The 20,815-nt window shown below is 69.9% G+C and carries 21 protein-coding genes and 1 riboswitch; of the genes, 9 read left to right on the top strand and 12 right to left on the bottom strand.

Annotated features, from left to right (window positions below; translation table 11 throughout):
- Positions 1–266: 266 nt before the first annotated feature.
- Positions 267–836 carry a transcriptional regulator gene (locus tag ACFYO9_RS19170; RefSeq protein ID WP_358779086.1) on the bottom strand — a complete coding sequence of 190 codons (570 nt, stop codon included), beginning with the start codon at positions 834–836 and terminating at the stop codon, positions 267–269.
- A 358-nt stretch (positions 837–1,194) separates the two neighbouring features.
- Here ACFYO9_RS19170 and ACFYO9_RS19165 point away from each other — a divergent pair, with 358 nt between their 5' ends.
- Entirely contained in the window at positions 1,195–2,088 is an 894-nt protein-coding gene (locus tag ACFYO9_RS19165) for a hypothetical protein (RefSeq protein WP_358779085.1), read from the top strand.
- Positions 2,089–2,210: 122 nt separating this feature from the next.
- On the opposite strand, the gene ACFYO9_RS19160 is transcribed toward ACFYO9_RS19165, so the two are convergent.
- The 3 genes from ACFYO9_RS19160 to ACFYO9_RS19150 form a co-directional block, all read right to left on the bottom strand.
- A complete protein-coding gene (locus tag ACFYO9_RS19160; protein WP_355820338.1) occupies positions 2,211–2,843 on the bottom strand; it encodes an SH3 domain-containing protein in 633 nt (210 codons plus the stop codon).
- A gap of 240 nt (positions 2,844–3,083) precedes the next feature.
- Positions 3,084–4,307 (bottom strand): histidine kinase, encoded by a 1,224-nt coding sequence (locus ACFYO9_RS19155; RefSeq protein ID WP_358779090.1) that lies wholly within the window; start codon positions 4,305–4,307, stop codon positions 3,084–3,086.
- Positions 4,304–4,969 (bottom strand): response regulator transcription factor, encoded by a 666-nt coding sequence (locus tag ACFYO9_RS19150; protein ID WP_358779084.1) that lies wholly within the window; start codon positions 4,967–4,969, stop codon positions 4,304–4,306. Before ACFYO9_RS19150 ends, ACFYO9_RS19155 begins: the two co-directional genes overlap by 4 nt.
- A gap of 240 nt (positions 4,970–5,209) precedes the next feature.
- Between ACFYO9_RS19150 and ACFYO9_RS19145 the strand changes: the two genes are divergently transcribed.
- Entirely contained in the window at positions 5,210–5,824 is a 615-nt protein-coding gene (locus ACFYO9_RS19145) for a class I SAM-dependent methyltransferase (RefSeq protein ID WP_358779083.1), read from the top strand.
- Between the two features lie 244 nt (positions 5,825–6,068).
- A complete protein-coding gene (locus ACFYO9_RS19140; RefSeq protein WP_358779082.1) occupies positions 6,069–6,977 on the top strand; it encodes a squalene/phytoene synthase family protein in 909 nt (302 codons plus the stop codon).
- Between the two features lie 110 nt (positions 6,978–7,087).
- Here the strand turns inward: ACFYO9_RS19140 and ACFYO9_RS19135 are convergent, their stop codons facing one another.
- A complete protein-coding gene (locus ACFYO9_RS19135; RefSeq protein ID WP_358779081.1) occupies positions 7,088–7,753 on the bottom strand; it encodes a hypothetical protein in 666 nt (221 codons plus the stop codon).
- A gap of 237 nt (positions 7,754–7,990) precedes the next feature.
- Entirely contained in the window at positions 7,991–8,776 is a 786-nt protein-coding gene (locus tag ACFYO9_RS19130; protein WP_358779080.1) for a metalloregulator ArsR/SmtB family transcription factor, read from the bottom strand.
- 945 nt (positions 8,777–9,721) lie between these two features.
- Positions 9,722–9,881, top strand: a riboswitch (cyclic di-AMP (ydaO/yuaA leader).
- Between the two features lie 4 nt (positions 9,882–9,885).
- Here ACFYO9_RS19130 and ACFYO9_RS19125 point away from each other — a divergent pair.
- The 5 genes from ACFYO9_RS19125 to ACFYO9_RS19105 all read left to right on the top strand — a co-directional run bounded on the left by ACFYO9_RS19125 (position 9,886) and on the right by ACFYO9_RS19105 (position 14,718).
- On the top strand, positions 9,886–10,614 hold the full coding sequence (locus ACFYO9_RS19125) for a LysM peptidoglycan-binding domain-containing protein (RefSeq protein ID WP_358779079.1): 729 nt from the start codon (positions 9,886–9,888) through the stop codon (positions 10,612–10,614).
- Between the two features lie 167 nt (positions 10,615–10,781).
- Complete coding sequence (locus ACFYO9_RS19120; protein WP_358714017.1) at positions 10,782–11,240, top strand: SRPBCC family protein; 459 nt, start codon at positions 10,782–10,784, stop codon at positions 11,238–11,240.
- Between the two features lie 79 nt (positions 11,241–11,319).
- Complete coding sequence (locus tag ACFYO9_RS19115) at positions 11,320–12,957, top strand: NAD(P)/FAD-dependent oxidoreductase (RefSeq protein WP_358779078.1); 1,638 nt, start codon at positions 11,320–11,322, stop codon at positions 12,955–12,957.
- 286 nt (positions 12,958–13,243) lie between these two features.
- On the top strand, positions 13,244–13,648 hold the full coding sequence (locus tag ACFYO9_RS19110) for a rodlin (RefSeq protein WP_358714013.1): 405 nt from the start codon (positions 13,244–13,246) through the stop codon (positions 13,646–13,648).
- 743 nt (positions 13,649–14,391) lie between these two features.
- Entirely contained in the window at positions 14,392–14,718 is a 327-nt protein-coding gene (locus ACFYO9_RS19105) for a MerR family transcriptional regulator (protein WP_355820356.1), read from the top strand.
- 200 nt (positions 14,719–14,918) lie between these two features.
- Here ACFYO9_RS19105 and ACFYO9_RS19100 read toward each other — a convergent pair whose 3' ends face one another.
- The 6 genes from ACFYO9_RS19100 to ACFYO9_RS19075 form a co-directional block, all read right to left on the bottom strand.
- Positions 14,919–15,614, bottom strand: a complete 696-nt coding sequence (locus ACFYO9_RS19100; protein ID WP_355820358.1) for a ribonuclease H — start codon at positions 15,612–15,614, stop codon at positions 14,919–14,921.
- A gap of 219 nt (positions 15,615–15,833) precedes the next feature.
- The gene (locus ACFYO9_RS19095; protein WP_358779077.1) at positions 15,834–16,586 is read right to left on the bottom strand and encodes an MgtC/SapB family protein; all 753 of its coding nucleotides are present in this window, start codon (positions 16,584–16,586) and stop codon (positions 15,834–15,836) included.
- 136 nt (positions 16,587–16,722) lie between these two features.
- The gene (locus tag ACFYO9_RS19090) at positions 16,723–17,175 is read right to left on the bottom strand and encodes a hemerythrin domain-containing protein (RefSeq protein WP_358779076.1); all 453 of its coding nucleotides are present in this window, start codon (positions 17,173–17,175) and stop codon (positions 16,723–16,725) included.
- Positions 17,176–17,279: 104 nt separating this feature from the next.
- The gene (locus ACFYO9_RS19085; RefSeq protein ID WP_358779089.1) at positions 17,280–17,822 is read right to left on the bottom strand and encodes a TetR/AcrR family transcriptional regulator; all 543 of its coding nucleotides are present in this window, start codon (positions 17,820–17,822) and stop codon (positions 17,280–17,282) included.
- Positions 17,823–17,884: 62 nt separating this feature from the next.
- A complete protein-coding gene (locus ACFYO9_RS19080) occupies positions 17,885–19,309 on the bottom strand; it encodes an amidase (RefSeq protein ID WP_358779075.1) in 1,425 nt (474 codons plus the stop codon).
- Complete coding sequence (locus ACFYO9_RS19075; RefSeq protein ID WP_358779074.1) at positions 19,296–19,556, bottom strand: hypothetical protein; 261 nt, start codon at positions 19,554–19,556, stop codon at positions 19,296–19,298. The genes ACFYO9_RS19080 and ACFYO9_RS19075 overlap by 14 nt, the downstream gene beginning before the upstream one ends.
- A 315-nt stretch (positions 19,557–19,871) precedes the next feature.
- Here ACFYO9_RS19075 and ACFYO9_RS19070 point away from each other — a divergent pair, with 315 nt between their 5' ends.
- Positions 19,872–20,786, top strand: coding sequence for an MBL fold metallo-hydrolase (locus tag ACFYO9_RS19070; RefSeq protein ID WP_358779073.1), 915 nt, complete (start codon positions 19,872–19,874; stop codon positions 20,784–20,786).
- Positions 20,787–20,815: the final 29 nt, after the last annotated feature.

Here is a 20,815-nt window from a genome sequence, read left to right as displayed (position 1 = left end):
GCGCGCGGTCTGCTCCGCAGACACGCCGCGCCGCCGCTACGCGGCGGTACCCGGCCCCGCTCCGCGCGGCCGGGGCCGGTCAACTCCGTTGCCCATCCCACGAATTGCTCCGCAATTCGCGTGCTGGAATTCGCTCCGCGAATCCCAGAGTGAAATCCGCTCCGCAGCTTTCACAAAAACGGCAGCAACAACAGCGCGGGCCCCAACTAGCGGCTGACGGAGCGTCAACTCCGACTCCCCCGAGGGCATTTGACACCCCATAAATTCTATGCCGCAAACCCCACAGCCGAAACATACTCGTACTTCCCCCACTGAGACCCGAGGTCCACAATGACATCGACCCACGCATCGTCCAGACCGCCGGCGTCTCCTGCTGCCCAAGCCCGGATCAGCATGTCCCATCGTCGAATGTTGAGACTGCGGTACTCCAGCACCCTCTGGAACCTGCGGTCGACCTGGGACTGGTTGAACGGATGGATTTCCACCCGGGTCCCTCCCCCATCATTCAGCCGGCGCAGCAAATAGCGGGCCACGTTTTGGCGGCGCACCGCGCGGTAGGCGGCTTCGATCTGCTTCAGACTGGAGTTGGAGGGGCGTTGTTTTCCCTCCAACCAGGCCTTGATGGTGCGGTCGGTGACGGTCAGGCCTGCCTCGCGTGCTGCCTTGCGGGCATGCTCGGATTTCGTCAGGTAGCGCAGACGTGCCATGAGGCCGCGCTTGGCGGTGATGGGTGTCGCGATATAGCCGGTGAGCTGGTCGAGTTGACGTGCCACTGCGTCGCTGCCCTTGATGCCGCGAGCCCCGTAATGACCGAAATCACGTGTCCTTTCCGACACTTGCGGGGCTCCCTTCGCGGCGATCTGTATTCCTCCAGAATACATCAACTTCCTTGTATTCGTAGGGCTGTTGACCGTTCCCTGCGCTTCTGTGAGGGTTCATTCGGGTGCCGAATTTCTCCCTCTCAGTCCTTGGATTCCCAGAGCACTCGAAGTTCGGAACCGCCTCACTGCGGGGCCGGATCGCCGCCCGGACCTCATCGCGTGACAGGAGCATTCGCTGTCGGCTATTGAACTTTCGGCCAGTACTGCTATGGCTTTAAGGCTGACGCGGGCAGGTGCCTTGGATCCGTAGCTTTGTGGGTGTCGGAGGAAAGGAAAAGGTCCTTTCCGTCCAGCCTGGAAAGCGAGCATTGAAATGCGCGAGATCCGTACCCACCGTACTGTCCGTTGTGGTGTCGTCACCCTGGGCGCTCTGGTCGCCTTTGGTGCTCCGGCAGCTGCTTTCGCGGCCGAGCAGCCGGCCGATACCGCCAAGGGTGTCAGTGCTTCGGCCGAGGCTGTTGCCGCCAAGGGCAAGCTCGTGAAGACGCAGCGTATGTTCGACGGTTCGACGGTCAAGATCTACAAGTCGGGTGACCGCTTCTCGGCGGATGTGTTCTACAAGGGGAAGAAGATCGGCACTCTCGGTCCGAACAGCACCGTTCTCAAGCATCACGGTGTCGACTACAGCTTCCACCCCTACAAGGGGAAGGTCTGGGCCGAAAAGGGGAAGGGCAAGGGTGGTCAGAAGCGGGACGACGTCAAGCCCATTCCTAACCCCACCCCGGACGACGACGAGCCCATCAAGCCGATCCCGAACCCCACCCCCGACGATGCGGGTGACATCACGCCGGCCGGCACCACCGCGGTCTCTCCCGCTTCGCACTCCGGCATGACGCACTCCATTGTCGTGGCCCAGCAGGGCAAGGGCGGCAAGAAGCTGGTCCGTGTGACCGGCATGGTGGACGGCTCGGTCGCCAAGATCTACAAGGTCGGCAAGAAGTTCCGTGCGGAGATCACGTCCAAGGGCAGCGCCGTTGGCACGATCAATGGTCGCGGCGAGATCACGTACGGGGAGACCGGTGGTCTCGGTGTGGTGCACGCCAAGCTGTACTCCAACGGCAAGATCACCTCGTGGCTGACGAGCCCGAAGCCGAAGCCCGGTGCCGGGCAGGACGACCAGCGCAAGGATGACGAAGGCAAGGACGATGTCGTGCCCCAGCCTCAGCCGGAGCCCCAGCCGGATGACGCGGCTTCGATGGCTGCATGAGTCCACAGCACCCGGGCGCAGCGCCGAAGAGCGGCACGTCGCATCGATTGCGACGTGCCGCTCGGTGTTGCTTGGTGTTGTTCGGCCTGTGACTGGGTGTCAGGTGGGTCGGGAGTCTGTGGTTACCTGCAGTTGGGTACGTTTCCGTATGCCTTGACGTAGCGGGCGGCGACCCAGCCCTGGGGGGTCTTCACCTGGTACCAGGTGCGGTTGCCGCCGACCGGCTGGCCGGCCTTCTTGCAGATGAGGGCGATGGCCTGGTTCTTGCGGTAGGTGCCGGTGGTTCGCGAGGCGGTGGTCGGCCGCTGGCGTACGTTGATTCCGGCCTTCGCCGTGACGACGCCCTTGACGGTCTTGGGGGGCGCTGCGAGGACGGTGAGTTTTGCCTTTGCGACCCACTTGCCGCAGCCGATGCCTGCGATGGTGACCGGCTGGACGCCGGGGGCGACCTGGGTCTTTGCCTTCGCGTAGCCCGAGTAGGCCTGCGGGTTTCCGCTCTTGGACAGGGCGGTGGTCTGTTCGAAGGCGGGGGATTTTGCCTGTACCGCCCGGCATTGCTTGGGGGCTCCTGCGACCTTGACCGTGACCATGTCTCCGCGCTGGATGGTGCTCGGGGTGACGGTTGCCCTCGGTGCTGCTGCGGGTGCCGGCGCGGGGGCCGGCGGCGGCTCGGCTGCCGCCTGTGCGTAGCCGGTGAGTACGGCGGAGGTGAGCGCGATCGTGGCGCAGCCCGTTACTGCCTTGCGAAGCATCATGTCGTTTCTCCCTTTTCTTGGCACTGGCCTTCAAGGCAGCCGAAGTTGTGCCCTGGGGGAAAGGTAGGTTCGTCCGGCGGGGTATCGGGTGTTACGCACCGTGGGGCTGTCGTTGAATCACCAGAATGTAGGAGCCGGTACGCTGTGTGATTCCTCGTTGTGTGGACTTCTGGGTTCGAGTTGATTATGGGGGCTCGCGTTGCGGGGTTCTCGTTGCTGGTCCGTTGTTTTTCTGGGGTGTCAGGGTGTGGCGGGGTGTCGGGGGATGACTGCGGTGACTTGCCATCCGCCGTCGTGTGCGGGGCCTGCTTCCAGTCGTCCTTCCATGGATACGGCTCGTTCGCGCATGCCTGCGATGCCGAATCCGCCGCCTCGTGCGCGGTGTGGGAGGGGGGCTGGTTGGTGGCCGTCGTTGGTGATGCGTAGTTCGATTCCTTCGGTGGTTGTGTTCAGGGTGATGTGCACGTGGGTGGCGTCGGTTGCGTGTTTGCGGATGTTGGTGAGGGCTTCTCTGGTGATGCGGTGGATGGCGGCGCGGATGTCGGTGGGGAGGTTCTCTTCGAGGCCGTTTTCCAGGTCGACTTCGGTGTGGGGGCCGTTTGTTTCGAAGTCCCGTGCCATTTGCTGCAGGCTGGCCAGGCTGGTGGGTGCGGCGTTCTGCAGGGATTGGCGGACTGCTTCGGCGCGGCGCATCAGTGATACGAGGCGTTTCATGGATTCCAGGGCGTTGGTGGCCTCGTATTCGATGCGGCGCAGTGTTTCGTGTGCGGTTTGGGCGTCGGTTTGTGCGTAGCGGCTGGCTTTGGCTTGGATGGCGATGCCGGTGATGTGGTGGGCGACGACGTCGTGCAGTTCTCTGGCGAGTGCTCTGCGTTCGGCTGCGCGGACTGCGTCGAGGTCTCTGGCTCGCTGGGTTGTCTGTGCGCGTAGCAGTAGGGAGAAGGCCGCGATGATGGCGGTGATGAGGGAGGAGACCAGGGTCCATTCGCCGGGGTTCGCGTCGCGGAGGGGGATGCCGACGCAGGCGACTGCGAGGAGGGGGCCGAGGATGAGTGCGGTTCGGTGTGCGGCGCGCCACAGGATTGCTGCGAGCAGCAGCCATAGGGCGATGGTTTCACCGACGCCCCATACTCCGGTTTCTTCGGTCCCGAGCAGGAAGTAGAAGGTTACGCACCAGGTAGCTGTGGCTGCCGTGGCTGCCCGGCCGGTGAGTGGGGCGGGGGTGCCGGGTACGGCGCACAGGCTGCACAGTGCGCCGCATGTCACCACCACTGTTTTCGGGGTGGGTGACAGGTGTTCCAGGAAGAGTGCGTCCCATGCGGTCAGTGCGGCCAGGCCGAGGAGGCAGCCGGCTTGCACCCATAGGGGCCAGTCGATCTTTTGTGGTGCGTAGGCGTCGTCTGGTGGTGTGGTGGGGGTCTTTGGCCGGCGGGTTGTGGGGGTGTGTGGTTGTGGCCGGTTCATTCGGTGCACAGGCCGGTTTCCCAGGCCCAGCTGGCGATCTCGACGCGGTTGCGGGCGGTGAGTTTGGTCTGGATGTGGGTGAGGTGGGCTTTGACCGTGGAGAGGGAGAGGTAGAGGTCTTGGGCGATTTCGGCGTTGGTCAGGCCTTTGGCCACGCGGCAGGTGACTTCGATTTCTCGGGGGGTCAGGGGTTCTTCGGGGGTTGGTGGCCGGTGTTTTCCTGGTCGGGCTGCCAGGTTTTGGAGCAGGCGTACGGTGATGGCCGGTGAGATGAGGGAGTCGCCTTCGGCGGCCGCTTTGACGGCTTCGACCAGGAGGGCGGGGCTCGCGTCTTTGAGGAGGAAGCCGGATACGCCGTCGTGCAGTGCGGTCTGTACATATTCGTCGTCGTGGAAGGTGGTGACGATGACGACGCGGGTCGTCTGTTCGTGGTTTTGTTCGGTGTCCTGGCGCAGGCGCCGGTTGACTTCGAGGCCGTCCATTTCGGGCATGCGGATGTCGAGGAGCATGACGTCGGGGTGGTGGGTGCGGGCGGCTGCCAGGGCGGCTTCGCCGTCGGCGACGTCTGCCAGTACGTCGATGCCGTCGGTGGCTTCCAGGATCATGCGGAAGCCTCTGCGGACCATTTCCTGGTCGTCCGCGATGACCACGCTGATCGGCACGGTTCCTCCTCCCGCCCAGGGGTGGCCGGGGCGGTGGTGCCGCCCGGTGGTGAGCAGTGTCTGGGCCGCGGTGTGCCTGCCGGGGTTGGGTTCCGTGCGGGCTTCCTCGGGGCGTCGACTGCTGCGACAGGGGAACGATTCCTGATGGTTTGCGCAATGTCTCGCTGCCACGCCGCCTGGCCGCCCGGTCTGTGAGAGGCGTCGGGGGTGCTTGTGTGCAGGTCACCTACCCTGTTCGTCATGAACCGTTGGGAAGAGCTGACCGGTGGAGTGTCCGGGGAGGATTACGCTGCTCGGTTTGCGGCGTTGGCGGGCAGTGGCCGGGACGTGCATGGTGAGGCGCGATTGTGTGCCGCGCTGGTGCCTGACGGGGGGCGGGTGTTGGATGCCGGGTGCGGGACCGGGCGGGTCATGATCCGGCTGGCGGAGCTCGGGTATGACTGTGTCGGGGTCGATGTGGATGCTTCCATGTTGGCGGTGGCGCGTCGGCAGGCTCCGGAACTTCCGTGGATTCAGGCGGACTTGGCCTCGTTCGAGCCGGCTGCGTCGGGGGTCGCGGCGGGCTTCGATCTTGTGGTGGCCGCCGGCAACATCTTTCCGCTGCTTGCTGCGGGTACCGAGGCCGTGGTGGTGGGCCGTCTGGCCGCGGCTCTGCGTCCCGGTGGGCTCATGGTCGCCGGGTTTGGGCTGGACGAGGCTCATCTGCCGGTGCCGCCCGGTATCTCTCTGGCGGAGTACGACGCGTACTGTGCCGCGGCTGGTCTTGTGTTCGTCGATCGTTTCTCGACGTGGGGTGCCGATCCCTATGAGGGGGGCGGTTATGCCGTCAGTGTTCATCGGGCGGGCGGCAGCTGACTGCGGGTGGGGGGCTGGGCCTAGGCCTGGGCCTGGGGGGGTTCGCGGGTTCGCCGCCCCGGGGGTGCGGTGTGTTCCGGGGCGGCGGGCCGTGTCGTCCGGGGCGGCGGGCTTGCCGGCGTCGTGTCGCGGGGTGCGTGTGTGCCGGTGACGGCCGGTCAGGTTGCCGGGGTCGTCAGCGGTAGTAGATGGGCATGAGGCGCTGGCGTACGTCGTCGTCGCGATCTTGGGGCAGGGTGTATCGATGAGTTCATGGGATGCCGCGTTGGATGCGGCCGGTGTCCGGGGCGGGCAGCTGCGTGCGGACTTCTCGCGTCAGCGGCGTGTGGTGTCGCGGTACCGGTTTGCCCAGTACGCGGCCGTCCGGCTGCTTCTGCCCGGCGCGGTGGTGCCTCATGTGGTGGCGGCGACCGCGTTCATGCATCACACCGACCATCTCCTGGACCAGGGTGGTTCGTTGGAGGAGCGGTCGGCCGCGTACGAGTGGTGGGTGAAGCAGGTTCGTCAGGCTCTGGTGACGGGGCGCAGCGAGCACGGTGTGCTGCGGGCGATGTCGTACACCTGCGGGGTGTTTCCTCAACTGGCGGTGCTCATGGAGGAGTTCCTCGGGGGCACGGTGGTCGAGCTTGACTTTGCGGGGTTTGGTACGGAGGAGGATTACCAGCGTTACGTCGAGGCGTACTCTCTGCCGGCGTTCATGGTGGTGGCCCATGTGCTCGCGCCGGGGGCGGATGCGGTGGGTTATCGGAAGGCCTGCCGTTTGTTCATCGATGGCAGTCAGCGGTTGGATTTCGTGAATGACCTGGCCGAGGATCTTCGGGTCGGCCGTCTGAACATCCCGCGGAGTGTGCTGGATCGTCACGGGGTGGGGCGGGGCGATCTGGTGGCGGGGCGGCGGTTGGCGGGGGCCGGTGATCTGATCGGCCGGGAGCTCGATGAGGCGTGTGCCTGTCTGGGTGCCGGGCGGGCGATGGTCGGCTATCTTCCCGTCGCCCATCGTGCGTTGGGGCGGGCGTTGATCGGGATGGAGGAGGCGACGGCGGAGGCGGCTCGGGTGAAGGGGGCCGGGCTTCTTGTCTCTTCGGCCCGGCCGGCTGTGTTCAGGGCTCTGGGGTTGCTGGCGCGTGAGTATCGGGGGCGCGGGCGAGGGTGACGCTCCCCCTCCGCGTCCTGGGTGGGGCCGGTACGGGCCGGCCCATGGCCGTCAGGACTGCGACCGTCAGCGAGGACCGGTCTGCGGGTCGGGCGCGGCGGGAGGCTCGGTCACAGCGGCTTGATGGCGATGTGACGGTTGTGTGCATCGAGGATGACGACACTCCTCGCGATGCCGTGGCCGTCATCTCCGTGCCACCAGATCACGAAAGTGCTGGCGAGGTTCTTGGCCTGGCTCCGAGAGGTGTAGTCGGTCCTTATCTCGACGTCGTAGTCGGGGCCGACGAGTGTCACGGTGAACAGCTGGTCGGCATGTCGGGCCAGGGCTCCATGTCCCTCGGCGCGTGCCCACGCCCGAAAGTTTCGTAGAAGTGCCGGGTTGGTTCGCTTGGCACTCAGGGGGTGAGCCGGTGGCTTCTTCCGGGCACCCATGACTCCGTCATGGCAGCCCTTCACCCAGGAACCGCGATCCCCATCGGCGTGGGTGTCGGCGTCCAAGGCTCGGCGGGCGCAGCCTCCGTGTGCGACTTCCCGTACCGCCGCGCCCTTGCCGTCCTCGTCGTAGACCTTGCGGCCTTCGTTGTACCCGGCGACGTAGGCGTCCTTGAAGCCGGGCTCCGGCTCGGTCTGTGGCCCGGGCGAATGGGAGGCATGCGTCTTTGCGGACTGTGGCGTGCCATCGGCTCCGCATGCCGGGACAGCGAGCATTCCCACCGTCGCAACGGCGGCTGCGGCGGCAGAGCGCCAGCCATGTCTCTTGCCTTCGCCTGGACTCATCTCGTGCTCTCCAATCGATTGGGCGACGCGATGAGGTGGAGCTTTGCGGCCGCGCGTGTCCTTTTAACGCAAAAGTACGGCACCAAGATCGCCGACGCGTGGGTGAGCACGTCAGGGCAAAAGCCTTGGCCGCAGCCGCGGTGTTCAAGTAGGGCTGCTGCAAGCGGAGTTGGCACGGTTGCCGTCGAGGGTGGCCGCCGTCGTCAGACGGCGGCCGGGTGGTTCGGAGTTTGGGGGTCAGGACTTTTCGAGGAGGGTTTTCAGGTGGGACAGCATCATGGTCCAGCCGCCGCTGACGCCTTCGAGCATCTTGGAGTCGGGCGTGGTGAAGCCGTCGTGGGTGATGGTCAGTTTCATGCCCAGGGCCGGGTCTTCGGCGGGTTCGATGTCGAAGGTGACCTTGGAGCGTTCCTTGGCCGCCTCGGCGAAGTCCTCGTCGCTCATGCCGAACATTTCCTGGTGCATCGGCTGCAGTGTGTGCCAGGTGTAGGCGAGTCGCCTGCCGGGCTGTGACTCGGTGACGACCTGGCCGAGGTCCTGGGGTTCGCCGCCGTCCTCGACGGGCCACAGCACCTTGGAGCCGACCTTCCAGTCGGAGGAGGGTGCCCAGCCGCCGTGGTACTGCTTCAGGAATTCGGGGCTGGTCAGTCCCTTCCAGAGCTTCTCGGGGGTGGTGTCGATGTAGATGGTGTAGACGTACTCGGGCTTGGTCATCGCCGTTCCTTCCAGGGCGTGTTTCAGGTTGCTGAGTGCGGACATGCGGCCGCGTTCGTACTGGCCGATCCAGCGGTCGGCGATGTCGTGGATGGGCACGGGGTTGAGGTAGTGCAGCCTCTCCCGGCCGTGGCGGACCGCTGTGACCAGGCCGGCGCCCTCCAGTACCGCGAGGTGTTTGGAGACCGCTTGGCGGGTCATGTCCAGGCCTGCGCACAGTTCGCGCAGGCTCTGTCCGGTCCGTTCGTTCAGCCGGTCCAGCAGTCGTCTTCTGCTCGCGTCCGCGAGTGCCTTGAATACCTCGTCCATGTCCTGTGACCCCCTCACCACCAGATTGGCAACCTATTGGTTGCATGTCAAACGGGCGCGGCGGGAGGGGTCGTGCGGGGCGGGGTGTTCGTCCGCGGGGGCGGGTTCTGGGTGGGGGGCGTTGGCCAGGGGCCGTTATTTCGTCAACTCGCCTTGCTGTTGCGTGCGATACGGAATGGATCGGCCGGGCGGCGGCCGGCGGGAGGCGGGAGGCGGGTGAGATTGTCGCAACGCGGCCCGGGCGCAGGCGAGTTCGCCTCTCCTGCTTTTTCCCGACAGTACGTCACCTTCGGGCGCGGAATGCGGCATTGCCCGGTGCGCTCTTCGTTCTGTGTTTGATCGGCCTTCTCCTCCCTGCCTGATCTCTTCGTCTCTTTTCTTTCTGTCGCCTGCTCAGGTGGGCCCTGCCGCAATGGCCGGTCGGGCTCCCCCGGCCCCCTTTTCTCTGTTCTCCGGGCGAGTTGAGGTGGGCGCCGGGGTGGTTGATATAGCCCTGGGGCCGGGGGGTGCGGGAATCGTGTGCGCGGATGTGACTGGCTCAACACCGTATGCCTTATGCCTGTTTCGTGGCGGAAAGATACGACTTTGTGGTGCCCAGTTTCGTATGGATTACCCGTATTAGGGGGGTACGTGGAGTGCTGTACTCATCGCAGGTATATCCAGTGGAATGGCCCGTGCCGGTGCGGTCGCGAGTCGCTTTTTCCGTGCTTCGTTCCGTGAAATGTGTCACGTCGGGGTGCGTGGTGCCCGGAGGCGGCGTTGGGCGCATTTCCGTTCTGGGCAAAGAAAGTTGAGTTTTTCGATCATTGCGTGCGGGACCGCTCCCGGGGCCGGGGAGCAGGCCTGCGCATTCGTCATTCGAATTCTGGCCTTGTTCCGTCCGGGCTTTCTCGCTTAACGTCACCGTCAATCCCGGGCTGAACGCCGAATCCTGCCGCTGCCCGGAAACCCTTCCCACCCACTCACTTACGCACGGCAGGAGCGGGGGACCCAGGTAAGCGCCGTCCCGGAATCCGGCACGGCTCGGGGTGAAGTCGCATGCAGTGCGACCGGACATCTCCCGTCCGAACCCGACAGCTCACCTCGCAGGCGACGGAGAGGAATTCGTCATGCCCGCAAAGGGAAAGCACCGCCGCCCCAAGTCCAGCTCGCTGCACCGGGGCATCGCCGCCGCCGGCACGGGCGGGGCCGTGCTCGTCCTTCCGGTGCTCGGCGCGACCGGCGCGAGCGCGGCGCAGGCCGCTCCGGCCGCCAAGCCCGCCGCGGCCCCCGGCACCTACGTCGTCGCCGCGGGCGACTCCCTCTCCAAGATCGCCAAGGACCACTCCGTCAGCGGCGGCTGGAAGAAGCTGTACGAGGACAACCGCGGCGTCCTGGGCGGTGACCCGCAGCTCATACGTCCCGGGGTCAAGCTCACCCTTACGGGCAAGGGCTCCGAGCCGGCCCAGCGCGCCGACCGTTCCTCGCACGAGAAGGCGGCCGTCCAGCCCGCCGTCGCCCCGGCGAAGAAGACCTACGCCAACAACCTCGACGGGTGGATCAGGGAGTCGCTCGACATCCTGGCCCAGCACGGCATCCCCGCCTCCTACGAGGGCATCCACCGCAACGTCATGCGCGAGTCCTCCGGCAACCCGATGGCCATCAACAACTGGGACTCCAACGCCGTCGCCGGCACGCCGTCCAAGGGACTCCTGCAGGTCATCGGCCCCACCTTCGACGCCTACCACCTGCCCGGCACCTCCACGGACAGCTACGACCCGGTCGCCAACATCACCGCCGCCTGCAACTACGCGGCCGACCGGTACGGCTCGATCGACAACGTCAACGGCCCCTACTAGGAGCCGCCAAGAGCTCCTGGGAGCGCCCAGGAGTATGCGGGGTACCCGGTCGGGGTGCGGCGGGCGGCGGGTGGGGCCGATGGCTGGTGTGATGAAGGGGTGAGTCTGCGGCGGCCGGGCACCCGGTCGGTCACGGGTCAACCGACGATGACGGGTGGGAACGCATCATGGCTGTACGGCACCGACTGATCGAACGCCCGCCGCGCGATGTCTGGGCGGTCCTGGAGGACGGCACCCGCTATGGCGAGTGGGTGGTGGGCACCCATGAGTCCAAGCCCGTCGACGATGCGTGGCCGCAGACGGGATCCCGTATCGAGTACACCGTGCGGCTGGGGCCGTGGGAGCTGTCGGGGCACACCGTCGTGCGCAGATGTGAGGCTCCCCGGCTGCTGGAGCTGGAGGTCGACAGCGGCCGGCTGGGCACCGCGCGCATCGCCATCGACGTACGGCCCTGGGGGGAGCACACGCTGGTGATCCTGGACGAGCATCCGCTGCGCGGGCCGGGCGGGCTGCTGCACTCCGCGGCCGTGGACGTCCTGATCCAGGTGCGCCACCGCGCCATGCTCGCCCGGCTCGCCGACGTCGTCGAGCACTCCCCGCGCCGGCCGGCCCATGCGGCGCACTGAATCCCGGCCCGCCCGCCGGCCATCTCACCGGCCCTCCCGCACGGCGGGCTGGGCGACGCGAGGGAAGTAGGAGGCGCTCATGCCGGACGCGGTAGTGATCGGCGCGGGCCCCAACGGTCTCGTCGCCGCCAATCTCCTCGCCGACGCCGGATGGAGCGTGGAGGTCCTGGAGGAGCAGCCGGAGCCCGGCGGCGCCGTGCGCAGCGACCGCGGTGTCCACCCGGACTACGTCAGCGACCTGTTCAGCGCCTTCTATCCGCTGGCCGCCGCCTCCCCCGTCCTTGCGGGCCTGCGGCTCCACGAGGAGGGGCTGGCCTGGAGTCATGCCCCCAGCGTGCTGGCGCACCCGCTCCCGGACGGGCGGTGCGCGGTCCTGGAGCGGCGCGCGCAGGAGACCGCGGCCGGGCTGGAGGCCTTCGCCGGCGGGGACGGGGACGCCTGGCTGGAACTCCACGACATCTGGGAGCGTCTGGGCCCGGACATCCTCGGTGCTCTTTTCACCCCCTTCCCGCCCGTGCGGTCCGCGGCCCGTATCGCCGCCCGGCTGCGCGCCGCGGGCGGTCTTCGGCTGGCCCGCACCCTGCTGCTGCCCGCCCGGCGCCTGGGTGAGGAGGAGTTCCGCGGCGAGGCGGGCCGGCTGCTGCTGGCGGGCAACGCGCTGCACGCGGACCTCTCCCCCGAGTCGGCGGGCAGCGGCGGCTTCGGCTGGCTGATGTCGATGCTCGGCCAGAGCCACGGCTTTCCCGTCCCCGTCGGCGGGGCCGGCGCGCTCAGCGCGGCCCTGGTGCGGCGTCTGGAGCGGCGCGGCGGGGCGCTGCGCTGCGGCGAGCGGGTCCAGGAGATCGTCGTGCGCGGCGGGCGGGCCGTGGGCGTGCGCACCGCCGCGGGTGAGGCGGTCGCCGCTTCGCGTGCCGTGCTGGCCGACGTGTCCGCTCCCGCCCTGTACGGGCACCTGGTCGATGCCCGGCACCTGCCGGGGCGGCTGCTGCGCGATCTGGAGCGGTTCCAGTGGGACTTCGCCACCTTCAAGGTCGACTGGGCGCTGTCGGGGCCGGTCCCGTGGAGCGCGCCGGAGGCCGGGCGGGCGGGGACGGTCCATCTGGCCGACGGTGTCGACGGGCTCACCCGTTTCGCCGCGCAGATCGCCATGGGCCAGGTGCCCGACCGGCCCTTCCTGCTGTTCGGCCAGATGACCACGGCCGACGCCTCGCGCTCCCCGGCCGGCACCGAGTCGGCCTGGGCGTATACGCACATCCCGCACCGGATCAAGGGTGATGCGGGTGAGGAGGGGCTGAGCGGGCTCTGGGACCGGCGTGAGCAGGAGGTCATGGCCGACCGGATGGAGGCGGAGGTCGAACGGTGGGCGCCGGGCTTCCGCTCCACGATCCGCTCCCGCCGGCTCCTCGCGCCCGTCACCCTCGAGGCGATGGACGCCAACCTGCACGGCGGTGCGATCAACAACGGCACCACCGCGATGCACCAGCAGCTGGTGTTCCGCCCCACCCCGGGCACCGGCCGGCCCGAGACGCCGGTGCCCGGGCTCTTCCTCGCCTCCGCCGCCGCCCACCCCGGCGGCGGCGTCCACGGCGCGCCCGGTGCCAACGCCGCGCGCGCCGCCCTGCGCGTGCGGAGCCCCTCCGACCTGCTCAGCCGCGCCCAGCGGGCCCTTGAGCGGCGGGACAGGAAGGGCGGGCGCACCGGCGGATCCGGCTCCTGAAGGGGGACGCCGACGGGTCCGGCTCCTGAGGCGGGTCTCGAAGGGCGCGCCGGCGGGTTCTGCGGGCGGGTTCCGGTGCCGTCTGCGGTGCCGTGTCCCTGCGTACGTGCCGGCGGGGCCGGCAGGGCCGGGGTCGGGCGGGGGCCGGGGCGGGGCGGGGCGGGCGGCTGTGCGGCGTCAGCTCCGCTCCTCCGACACTCCACTAACGGGCGAATAGCCCCCTAGCTGGGGCATTGGCGGATGTACTGGCCTCTTCCGGCAACTGACGTTTCTGTACTGGAGTGACATGCGTACCCGTAATCTCCCCCTTGCCCTGAGCCTTGCCGCGCTTGCCCTGGCCGGCGGCGCCGGAAGCGCCGCCGCCATCGGTGACGACACCGGCACGCAGAGCGCGAGCGGCAACGGTGCCGAGCAGGCGTTCGGCAACAGCGCCAGCGAGGGGAATCTGAGTCCGCAGGCGCACCTGGTCGGTGGCTCGCTGAACAAGCTCTGCGCGGGCGTGCCGGTCAAGGCGAACGTGGGCTCCCTCGTCGGTCTCGTGCCGATCGCCGTTCAGGACATCCCCATCCTCTCGGCGCCGCAGAACCAGCAGTGTGTGGAGAACTCCACGCAGGCCAAGGAGGACGAGCCGCTCTCGCACCTCCTCAGCGACATCCCGGCGCTCTCGGGCAACGGCACGAACAACCACTGATCCCACGCGCTGCGCGGGGCCGGCACCGCCCGGCCCCGCGCAGCGCGCCGACTGCGGGCACAGGACGCCGAGGGGCGTTCTGTGCCCGCAGTGCGTTCCGCCGGGAGTCCGGTCGCCACGGGCCGGGGCAAGGTGTTCGGGGTGCTGTCGGGGTCCGCTCGGGCTGCTGCCTGGGCGGCAGCCTTCCGGGCGTGGGCGGCGCAGAAGTGCCCGACTCGCCCGTGGAGGAAATCTGTAGCGGTGACGGTAGACATTGGCGCGTCGTGGGGTTACTGTTTTCTCGTACTCACGGAGTCGAAGAGGGCACGGCAGAGGCGAACTGCCGTGCATGCAGGTCAAGCAGGACAGCAGGTCAAGCAGTAGGCGGAACGGCAGTGGAGCGTCGGGGCCGGAAATGGTGGGGTCCCGAGGCTGACTGCCGGGCCGAGCGGCCCCAGGGGCCGCGCGCAGTAACCGCGGTATCCAGCAGTACGAGGAACACAGCAACAAGTAACCGAGTGAGGTAAGGAGCAGACGCCATCAGGATCGCCCGGGCCGGCAGCACGTTCGCCCGGGTACCGCAGGCCCCGGATTGGAAGGTGGTCCCCGGTCACGCAACCGCGATCCCCGCGCCTCCGCTCTCCCAGGCGGACCCGCGGAAAAATGAGACCGGCGCAGTCGGCCGGTAGATGGTGTTGAAAGCTCGGGGCCCGGGTGCCGGTACGGCATCCGGGCCCCTCGACGCGTCCCGAAAGAAGAGGTCTATGCCCCCTCGCAGTACCAGCCCCGTCGACAAGCTCGACGACGACGACTATCCCGCCTACACCATGGGCCGGGCCGCCGAGATGCTCGGCGCCACCCCCGCCTTCCTGCGCGCCCTGGGCGAACACCGGCTGATCACCCCCCTGCGCTCCGAGGGCGGCCACCGCCGCTACTCCCGGTATCAGCTGCGGATCGCCGCCCGCGCCCGCGAACTCGTGGACCAGGGCACCCCCGTCGAGGCCGCCTGCCGCATCGTCATCCTCGAGGACCAGCTCGAGGAGGCCCAGCGCATCAACGAGGAACTGCGCACCCAAGACGCCCCCGCCTGAGAGACCACGGCGCCCCTTCCCGGCGGACGGGGCGGCCCTGGGAGGGGGGACGCCCGCGAGGAGGACGTACGACACCACCCTGCTCGCGGCGCACCGCTGGAGAGACGAAGAGCCCGTCCCCGCGCGTGGGGGCCGGGCTCTTGGCGCACCCCCCCCGCCGTAAAGGGGCTCACGGCCCGGGGCGGGCGTGGCGGGCCGTCTCAGGCGCCGGCCGTCTCCCGGCACTCGACGTGGCCCCAGCCGTGCGCGTTCTTGGCGATCTTCTCCCCCGCCTCGTAGCTCTTCGTGCAGTGGCAGCGGCCGGGGAACTTGGCCTTGATGACCGCGCCCGAGCCGCTCCCCGCCCGGCCCGCCGCCTTCTTGGGGGCGCGGCCCGCGGGGGCGGCGGCGGTGGTGCGGTCCGCGCGCGGCTCGGGGATGGCCCTCGCGCCGTGGGCGGTGCCCGCGGGCTCCTGGGTCGTGGCGGCGTCGCTGGCCGCGACGTCGGCGATCGCGTTGAGGTGATCGCCGTCCACCTGGTGGGCGGCCACGTGGCGGAACGTCACGGCACGGCCCTGCAGCAGCGCGTCGATGCGGACGACGAGGTCCTTGTTGGCGACCGGCTTCTTGGCCGCGGTCAGCCATCCGTTGCGCTTCCAGGAGGCGATCCACCGGGTGACCGCGTTCATGGCGTACTGGCTGTCCATCCGCACCTGCAGCGGCACGTCCGGGTCGGTTGCCTCCAACAGCTGGGCCAGCGCGGTCAGTTCGGCGACGTTGTTCGTGGCGTGGCCCAGCGGGCCGGCCTCCCAGCGCAGCGGACGGGCCTCGGCGTCGGCGACGACCCAGGCCCACGCGGCGGGCCCGGGGTTCTTCTTCGCCGCTCCGTCACAGGCGGCAATGATCAAGTCAGGCATGCCCCGATGATTTCATCCGCCGCGCCCCCGGCCGCCCACCCCACCCCGCCTGGTCTGGTGGCCCTGCGGTGGTTTCGCCGCCCGGACACGGATCACCCCCTGCCTCACTCGGGGGTTGAGGCAGGGGGGTGATCAGCGCCTGCCCGTGATCCCTCCCGCCATGCACGGACCACCCGCCCGGAGCAGTCCGGGCATATCGTCCACCGCCGGGCCCCGCGGTCATTCGGTGGCCTCCGTCGCCGCACCCAGGCCGACCTCGCTGACCCCCTCCAGGCGCGCCAGGTCGGCCACCAGGCGGTGGGGCTGCGCCGTGCCCGCCAGCCGCAGGCGCACCCAGGCCCGGCCCGGCGGCGCCTCGTCGCGCAGCACGCGTACCGCCTCCACCCGGAAGCCCGCATGCGTGGTCATCTCAAGGACCCGGCCCAGCAGGCCCTGCGCGGTGTCGTAGGCGAGGGTGAGCTCCAGCTCCCTTGGCCGGGGCGTGCGCGGGATGCGGTCGGTCAGGTGGGGCAGCCCGCGCACCACGAGGAAGTGCACGGCGGTGGCCCCGGCGGCCAGCAGCGGCAGCCCGCCCCCGCACGCCATGCCGATGCCGCAGGCCAGCCAGATGGTGGCTGCCGTGGTGAGGCCCTGCACCGCGTCGCGTTTGACGAAGATCAGGCCGCCGCCGATGAAGCCGATCCCCGAGACGATCTGCGCGGCCACCCGCGAGGGATCCAGGGAGACCTGCCCCATGTGGGCGGCGGCGCCGAAGCCGTGTACGGAGACTTCCATGAACAGGGCGCTGCCCACCCCGACCAGGGTGTGCGTGCGCATGCCCGCGCTCTTCTGGCGGGCCTCGCGCTCCACCCCGATCAGCAGGGACAGCACGAGGGCCAGGCCGAGTTCGGCGAACTGGCGGGCGCCCTGCCCCGCACCGGTATCGAAGAGGGGGGCGGCGCTGGAGTGCAGGGCCTCACCGGTCGACAACATGCCCCAATTGTTCCACTCCGGGCGGCGGGGGCGGGCAACCGCGCGGGACGTACGGGGATTTGGGGCTGCCACACCTGGCGCCCCTGGCGCTCGTCCCGCCTCCTCCGGCCTGCGCCGTGGCCGGCGGAGGCGGGCGTCAGGCCGGGTGGGCCTCGCGCCAGGCCGCCATGGAGCGGTTCCACTCCTCGCCGTCGAGGGCGGTGAGGGAGGCCGGGAAGAGGCCGTCCTCCTCCTTGGCGATGTGGCGGTGCAGTTCCTCGACCGCCTCGGTGAGGGTGGCCGCGTCGGCGGGGTCGGACAGGTCCAGGGCGGGCAACAGGGCCGCCAGTTCGCGGTGTTCGCGCTCCAGGGCCTGGATGTAGTGCGCGTACTCGGGGTCGGTGCGCATCACCGCGAACAGGCCGTTCTCCTCTCCCCTCCAGTGCGCCCGCAGTTCGCCGGCCATCACCTCCACGAGCGCCTGGGCGCGGGCGGTCTCCCCCCGGCGCAGGGCGCGCAGCGCGTCTCCCGCGGCGTCGGTGACCCGCTCGTGCTCGGCGATGAACTCCTTGATCAGGGGGATCTCCCGGCAACCGCAGTAATGGCACATGGAGCCGTTTGTAGGCAGCGGCCCCCTCCCCCGGCGCCGCGCCACGCGCGCAGGGCGGCGGCCTTCACCCGCGCGCGGGCGCACCGATGGCGGGCCCGGGCACCTCAGGCGGTCAGGACGCCGTTCACCAGACGGCGTGCGTAGGCGGCGTCCAGGCCGCCCGGGCGGAAGAGGATCCGGTACATCATCGGGGCGACGACGTGGTCCAGGACCGTCTCGGTCTCCGGCGCGCTCTGCCCGCGGCCGGCCGCGCGGGCGCGGATGACGTCGATCTGCTCGGCCGCGTAGGCCGAGCACTGGCCGGCGTTGGCGCCGTCCGCGTCGCCCAGCAGCGCGTCACGGATGTAGGCGCGGCCCGCCGGGGAGGCCATCTCGTCCAGGAACTGCTCGGCCCAGGCGCGCAGGTCGCCCGCCAGGTCCCCGAGGTCCTGCGGGGGCGTCTCGGGGCGCAGCCGCTCCACCGCCACGTCCGACAGGAGTGCCTGCAGATCGCCCCAGCGGCGGTAGACGGTCGAGGGGGTGACCTCGGCGCGGGCGGCGATCTGGGGCACCGTCAGGGCGTCGCGGCCCACCTCCGCCGCCAGTTCGCGGACGGCGGCGTGGACTGCTTCCTGGACGCGGGCGCTGCGGCCGCCGGGGCGTGCCATCGGTCTACGGCTCACGGGCCTCACCTTAAAACGGATCCGGTCTGCGGCAGGACGCGCGCTCCTCAGCGCGGGCCTGCGGGAGAAAGGCTCTTCAGGGGGGTGAGGGACGCCACGGCGGGCTGGGGGGCCGTCTGTTCGTAGGCGTGGCCCACGCGCAGCAGGTCCGCGTCGGCGCGGGGGCGGCCCAGCAGCTGCATGCCGATGGGCAGGCCGGCGCGGTCGCGGCCGACGGGCAGGGACAGCGCCGGTATGCCGGTGATGTCGGCGGGGGCGGACAGGCGTACGTAGGCATCGGAGACGCTCTCGTGGGTGCCGTCGGGCCAGGTCAGCGTCTGCCGGCCGGCGGGCACGGCGGTCATGGGCACGGTGGGGGCGGCGATCACGTCGACCTGCTCCAGCAGCTCCAGCCAGGCGCGGCGCATCAGGGTGCGGGCGCGCTGGGCGCGCAGGTAGTCGGCGGCCGGCATCAGGGCGCCGGCTTCCAGCAGGACGCGGATGTCGGGACCGTAGCGTTCGGGGGCCGAGCGCAGCCCCTGTTCGTGGTAGGCGCTGGCCTCGGGGACCATCAGGCCCCACTGGGTGGCCTGGATGTAGCGGGTCATGGGGATGTCGACGTCGACGAGGGTCGCGCCGAGGCTCTGCAGGTGGGCGATGGCCGCGCGGACGGCCCGCTCGACCTCGGGGTCGACGTGGTCGAAGTAGTAGGTGCGCGGGACCCCGACGCGCACCGCGCTCAGGTCGGTGCCGGGGGCGGGCCGGTAATCCGCGGGCGGCAGGGGCAGGGCCGCGGGGTCGCGGGGATCGTGGCCGGCCAGGACGGTCAGGGCCAGGGCCGCGTCCTGGACCGTGCGGGCCAGGGGGCCGACGTGGTCCAGCGTCCACGACAGGGACGTCACGCCGTGCCGGGGCACCAGGCCGTAGGTGGGCTTGAGGCCGACGACGCCGTTCAGCGCGGCCGGTACGCGGATCGAGCCCCCGGTGTCGGTGCCCAGGGCGAAGGGCGCCGCGCCGGCGGCGACGGCGACGGCCGAGCCGCCGCTGGAGCCGCCGGCCACCCGGCCCCGGTCCCAGGCGTTGGCGGTCTGGGGCGTTATCAGTCCGTAGGCGAACTCGTGGGTGTGGGTCTTGCCCAGCAGGGCGGTGCCGGCCTCGGCCAGACGGGCGGCGACGGTGCTGTCCGCCTCGGCCCGGTGCCCGGCGCGGACCCTAGAGCTCGCCGTGGTCGCAAGGCCCGCGACGTCGATGAGGTCCTTCAGGGCCACGGGGATGCCGTGCAGCGGCCCCCTGAAGCGGCCGGCCGCGGCTTCGTCCGCGGCCCGGCGTGCCGCGGCGCGTGCCCGCTGCGCGGTGACGGTGACGTAGGCGTTCAGGGCGGGCTGACTCTGCTCGATCCGCTCCAGGACGGAATCCACCAGTTCCACGGGCGAGAGCCGGCGGTCCCGGATCGCCGACGCGGCGGCGGTGAGGGTGAGTTCATACGGCTGCATGGTGCTCCTGGTGCGTGTGGTGCTTCTCGTACGTGTGGTGCTTCTGGTTCGTGTGGGGCTTTTGGTCCGCGTGGTGGTGGGCGGGCGGCGTCTCGGCGAAGTCCAGCTCGCGCAGGACGGCGACGACGGAGTGGATGTGCTCGGCGGTGGCGGCGACCGCCCGGTGACGGTCCTCGGGCAACGGCAGCCCGGAACGTGCCGCCCAGCGGGCGGCTTCGGGGGGCGTGAGTTGTTCGGGGGCGGACATGCGGGGCTCTCCTACGGGGCGGGGGCGGGGGCGGGGGTGAACACCGTTGCCGGGGGCGGGAGTTGGGGGTGGTGCGATACGGGGGTACGGGGGCGGCGCGTGCCCCGTACCGCTTCCGTGGCGCGCTCGTCGGGCCGCCCCACCTCCAGCCAAAAGCTAAATTTTTGCGTTAGGCCACGGTAGGGCCTACGCTCACTTAACGCAAACGCTTAGCTTTTAGCGGGGCGGGGTGCGATGGAGCCCGGATCGGATCCGCGGCCGCGGCCCGCACGCCGCCGACCCGCACGCCGCCGGCCCCCGGGAAAGGACCCCGACATGCAGACAACTCCCCTCGCCACCCCGCACTGGAGCGTCGGCGACATCACCGTCCACCGCATCGACGAGACGCCCCTGCCGCCCGGGACCGGGCCCTGGCTGCTGCCCGGCGCCACCCCCGAACTCGTCGCCCGGCAGGACTGGCTGAGCCCCGACTTCGCCGACGACGAGGGCACCCTGCGCCTGGACAGCCACAGCTTCGCGCTCACCCTGGGCCCCCTGCGGGTCCTGATCGACACCGGCATCGGCAACGGCAAGACGCGCGCCAACCCCGCCTGGCACCGTCTGCGCACCGACTACCTCACCCGCCTGGCCGAGGCCGGATTCACCCCGGAGACGGTCGACCTGGTCGTCCTCACCCACCTGCACACCGACCACGTCGGCTGGAACACCCGTGAAGCGGACGGGACTTGGCTGCCCACCTTCCCCAACGCCCGCTACCTGGCCTCCCGCACGGAACGGGAGTACTGGGCCGCGCAGAGCATGGACGCACCGCGGCGCCAGATGTTCCGCGACTCCGTGCACCCCGTCGAGGAGGCCGGACTGCTCGACCTCCTCGACGTCCCCGCCCGCGGCCTCGACATCGCCCCCGGCCTGCGCGTGCTGCCCACCCCCGGGCACACCCCCGGCCACCTCGCCGTCCAGCTGAGCAGCCGCGGACGCGGCGCGGTCATCACCGGCGACCTCATCCACCACCCCGTCCAGCTCCCCCACCCCCACCTGGGAAGCTGCGTCGACACCGACCCCCGCCAGGCCGAGGCCTCACGCCGCGCCCTGCTCTCCTCCCTCGCCGGCACCGACACCCTCCTGCTCGGCACCCACTTCCCCGACCCCACCTCCGGCCGGGTCAGCGCCCACCAGGACACCTACCGCCTCACCCCCGTACCGCCCACCCGCCGGCCCCGCACCCCGTGAGCAGGGCGGGCCGGGGCGCGGCGGGGCCC

The organism is Streptomyces sp. NPDC005863 (assembly GCF_042871345.1).
Taxonomy (GTDB): domain Bacteria; phylum Actinomycetota; class Actinomycetes; order Streptomycetales; family Streptomycetaceae; genus Streptomyces.
This window is presented reverse-complemented; position numbering and strand designations above follow the sequence as displayed.